3 protein-coding genes are annotated in these 4,187 nt (G+C 46.6%); 2 read left to right on the forward strand and 1 reads right to left on the reverse strand.

Going from position 1 to position 4,187, the window contains the following annotated elements; genetic code table 11:
- The coding region (locus tag QTO00_RS15760; protein WP_331425639.1) for a tRNA1(Val) (adenine(37)-N6)-methyltransferase at positions 1-651 on the forward strand (651 nt) is incomplete at its 5' end.
- A gap of 89 nt (positions 652-740) precedes the next feature.
- Positions 741-1,979, forward strand: a complete 1,239-nt coding sequence (gene srmB / locus QTO00_RS15765; protein ID WP_331425640.1) for an ATP-dependent RNA helicase SrmB — start codon at positions 741-743, stop codon at positions 1,977-1,979.
- 489 nt (positions 1,980-2,468) lie between these two features.
- Here the strand turns inward: srmB and prfC are convergent, their stop codons facing one another.
- Positions 2,469-4,058, reverse strand: a complete 1,590-nt coding sequence (gene prfC, locus QTO00_RS15770) for a peptide chain release factor 3 (RefSeq protein ID WP_331425641.1) — start codon at positions 4,056-4,058, stop codon at positions 2,469-2,471.
- Positions 4,059-4,187: the final 129 nt, after the last annotated feature.

Here is a 4,187-nt window from a genome sequence, read left to right on the forward strand (position 1 = left end):
GGAATGCCCGTGAGTACAGACGGTGTTCTGCTTGGAGCTTGGGTAGATATGAGCGGAGCACAAGTGGTGCTAGACATAGGGACAGGAACTGGGCTACTCAGTCTGATGTGTGCTCAACGTTATCCAGAGCTTAGCATTGAAGCCATTGATATTGATGACCAAGCCATCAAGGCAGCACAAGTTAATTTTTCTCATTCACCTTGGCAGGCGCGGTTAACATTGCATCATGGCAACGTGCTTGAATACTCGTTCACAAATAAGTTTGATCGCATCATCTGTAACCCTCCCTATTTCAATAATGGTGAACAAGCTAACAACCCATCACGCGCTACAGCTCGGCATACCGATAGTCTCACCCATATTGATCTTCTGGGTCGCTGCGTTCAGCTATTAAATGACTACGGCAAAGCCAACTTTGTTCTACCGCAGGTGGAGGGAGAGCAGTTTATGCAATTAGCTCAAGAGCAAGGTTGGTATGTGAGTCGTCTATGTCAGGTTAAACCTACCGAACGAAAACAGGTCACTAGGCTTTTGATTGAACTACAGAAAAAACCTGCTGAAACATTCAGTGAGTCACTTACTATCCATAGTGATAACGGCTACAGTGCAGGTTTTATTGCCCTAACCAAAGATTTTTATCTGAAGATGTAGAAAATAACGTGTGATCCTTATCACCGATCACTCTATAATACGTCCCCTTAAATTTATTGTTCACACCAACTGGCTTGTGGAGACATCAAGTGATCAGAAACTTTGCTGAATTAGAGTTAGACCCTAACCTACTCCTCGCAATCGAAGAAATGGGTTACGACCGCCCAACACAAATTCAAGCTGAAGCCATCCCACAAGCTTTAGATGGACGTGACATCTTGGCATCTGCGCCTACTGGGACAGGTAAGACAGCCGCATTCGTCCTGCCTGCACTGCAATTTCTACAAGATTTTCCGCGCCGCAAGCCGGGGCCTGCACGTGTGCTGATCCTAACGCCAACTCGCGAACTGGCAATGCAGGTTGCCGACCAAGCACGTGAGTTAGCCAAGCATACTCAGTTGAACATCTTCACCATTACTGGTGGCGTACAGTATCAAGAACATGCAAACATTCTAGCGACAACCCAAGATATCGTGGTTGCGACTCCAGGCCGATTAATGGAGTACATCGAAGCTGAGCGCTTTGATTGTCGCGCGATAGAATGGCTGATCCTTGATGAGGCAGACCGCATGCTTGATATGGGCTTTGGCCCAACCGTTGATCGTCTCTCTTCAGAGTGTCGCTGGCGTAAACAGACTCTACTATTCTCAGCAACGCTAGAGGGTAAAGGCGTTGAAGGCTTCACCGCAGATCTCCTTAAAGAACCAGCAGAAATCGACGCTGAACCATCACGCCGTGAACGTAAGAAGATTGCCCAGTGGTACCACCGCGCCGATGATATGGGGCACAAGCTAGAATTATTGAAAACGATCATTAATGATCAAGCTGAGCGTTCTATCGTGTTCCTTAAAACTCGTGAGCGTCTAGCAGAACTGCGAGTCGAACTAGAAAAAGCGCAAATCCCTTGTGCATGGATTCAAGGCGAGATGCCTCAAGATCGTCGTAACAACGCCATCGCTCGCTTCCGCGATGGCAGCGTCAACGTTCTTCTTGCTACCGACGTTGCTGCTCGTGGTATCGACCTTCCAGACGTTAGCCACGTCATTAATTACGATATGCCACGCAGCGCTGATGTCTACCTACACCGAATTGGTCGCACCGCTCGCGCCGGTAAGAAAGGTAACGCTATCTCACTAGTAGAAGCGCACGACCAACCAATGATGGACCGTGTAGCACGCTACGTAAAAGAAGAGATCAAAGAGCGCTTTATCAAAGAGCTTCGTCCTAAGCACAAGAAGCCAGTGTTTAAGAAGAAGAACAAAAAGAAAGACGACAAGAAGAAAACTGCCGCTAAAGGCAAAAAGAAAGTCGCTAAGAAAAAGAAATAACTAGCTGACATAAATGGCCTTAAATAGCGATTGCTTGCCAGGTCGCTTGAGCAAAAAATCAATAGTTCAAACAAGCGTGACACTATGTCTGCGCATACTTATCGCAATAGCTATCCAGGCCATTATAAAGTCACAAAAATAAAGGGTTGATGCCTTATCGGTATCAACCCTTTTTCGTTTCGGAATCTAGAAGAACCATCACACCGTCATCATCAAGAGTGAGGAACGAACGAGTTGGGGATATCATCGAAATAACGGCTCGCTTTAAGAGATTCCTTACTCTCTCCTTTGTCGCTCTAAGGAATGACAATATTTCTCCTTTATAAACAAAAATACCGCCCTATAAAGGCGGTATTTAGTACGCAATCTTCAAAGCGTTTGGCACTAGAACAAGGCGATAAGTAAACTCAACCTTGGGAGCGTAGTCCGCTACGTGACTAAGGTGAGTTTACGCAGTCAACGCCGTTATCGTGTCAAAGGCGAAGAAGATTAGTGTTCGCGGGTCGCGCGGAACTCAACTTCTGGAAAACGCTCTTTCGCTAGATTCAGATTAACCATAGTTGGTGCGATGTAAGTTAGGTTATCACCACCATCTAGTGCTAGGTTAGTTTGGTTCTTACGTTTGAACTCATCCAGTTTCTTGCCATCTTCACACTCTACCCAGCGTGCTGTTGCTACATTGACGCTCTCGTAGATTGCTTCTACGTTGTATTCCGCTTTTAAGCGCGCAACAACCACATCAAACTGCAGCACACCGACCGCACCTACGATGAGATCATTGTTCTGCAGGGGACGGAACACCTGAACTGCTCCCTCTTCAGAAAGCTGTACCAGACCTTTTAGTAGCTGTTTCTGCTTAAGTGGATCGCGCAGACGGATACGACGGAAAAGTTCTGGGGCAAAGTTTGGAATACCCGAGAACTTCAGCGATTCACCTTGAGTAAAGGTATCACCGATTTGAATCGTACCATGGTTGTGCAGACCAATGATGTCACCTGCGTAGGCGTTTTCTGCACGTGCGCGGTCACCCGCCATAAAGGTTACCGCATCAGAGATATTGATCTGTTTGCCGATACGTACGTGATTCATCTTCATACCTTGCTTGTAGGTACCCGATACAATACGCATAAAGGCAATACGGTCACGGTGTTTAGGGTCCATATTTGCCTGGATCTTAAACACGAAACCAGAAAAGTTCTCTTCGTTGGCTTCGACTTCACGCTCGTTAGCTTGACGTGGCATTGGTGCTGGTGCCCACTCAGTCAAGCCATCTAGCATATGGTCAACACCAAAGTTACCCAGTGCCGTACCAAAGTAAACTGGCGTCAGTTCACCTGCAAGGAAAAGCTCTTGGTCATATTCCGGACATGCGCCAATCACAAGCTCTAGCTCTTCACGCAATTGTTCTGCTAACTCTTCGCCAACCGCTTCGTCTAGTTCTGGGTTTTCTAAGCCTTTAATGATGCGCGAGTCTTGTATGGTGTGGCCCTGACCAGTGTTGTACAGAATCGTCTCATCACGGTGGATGTGGTAAACACCTTTAAACTCTTTACCACAACCGATTGGCCATGAAATTGGCGCACACGCCATGTTCAGCTCGCTTTCCACTTCATCCAACAGTTCCATTGGATCACGGATGTCGCGGTCTAATTTATTCATGAAGGTAACAATTGGAGTATCGCGTAAACGTGTTACTTCCATCAATTTACGGGTACGGTCCTCGACACCTTTCGCCGCATCAATGACCATCAAACAAGAGTCAACGGCAGTCAAGGTACGGTAAGTATCTTCCGAGAAGTCTTCGTGTCCCGGAGTATCAAGCAGGTTTACCAAACACTCGTTGTATGGGAACTGCATAACAGAAGTTGTTACTGAGATACCACGCTCTTTCTCCATCTCCATCCAGTCAGACTTTGCATGCTGAGCAGAGCCACGACCTTTAACAGTACCCGCAGTTTGGATTGCGCGTCCGAATAATAGTACTTTTTCTGTAATTGTGGTTTTACCCGCATCTGGGTGCGAGATGATAGCGAAAGTTCTACGTTTAGACACTTCGCCAACAAATGGAGTATTTGACATGAAAGGTTCTTCTTCTGTCTATGCGCTAGAGAGATAAGCGAATCTCTAGCGTAAATGAGTCGATTCTATTTTGCGCGGTATTTTCGCTTATATTCGATTGAGGGGCAACTTCATCAGCCAATATAGAGG

The organism is Vibrio sp. M260118, from assembly GCF_036533755.1.
Classification (GTDB): Bacteria; Pseudomonadota; Gammaproteobacteria; order Enterobacterales; family Vibrionaceae; genus Vibrio.

Excerpts from the sequence above, each read along its gene's own strand:
- prfC (WP_331425641.1), bottom strand. The coding sequence starts at position 4,058 with ATGTCAAATACTCCATTTGTTGGCGAAGTGTCTAAACGTAGAACTTTC.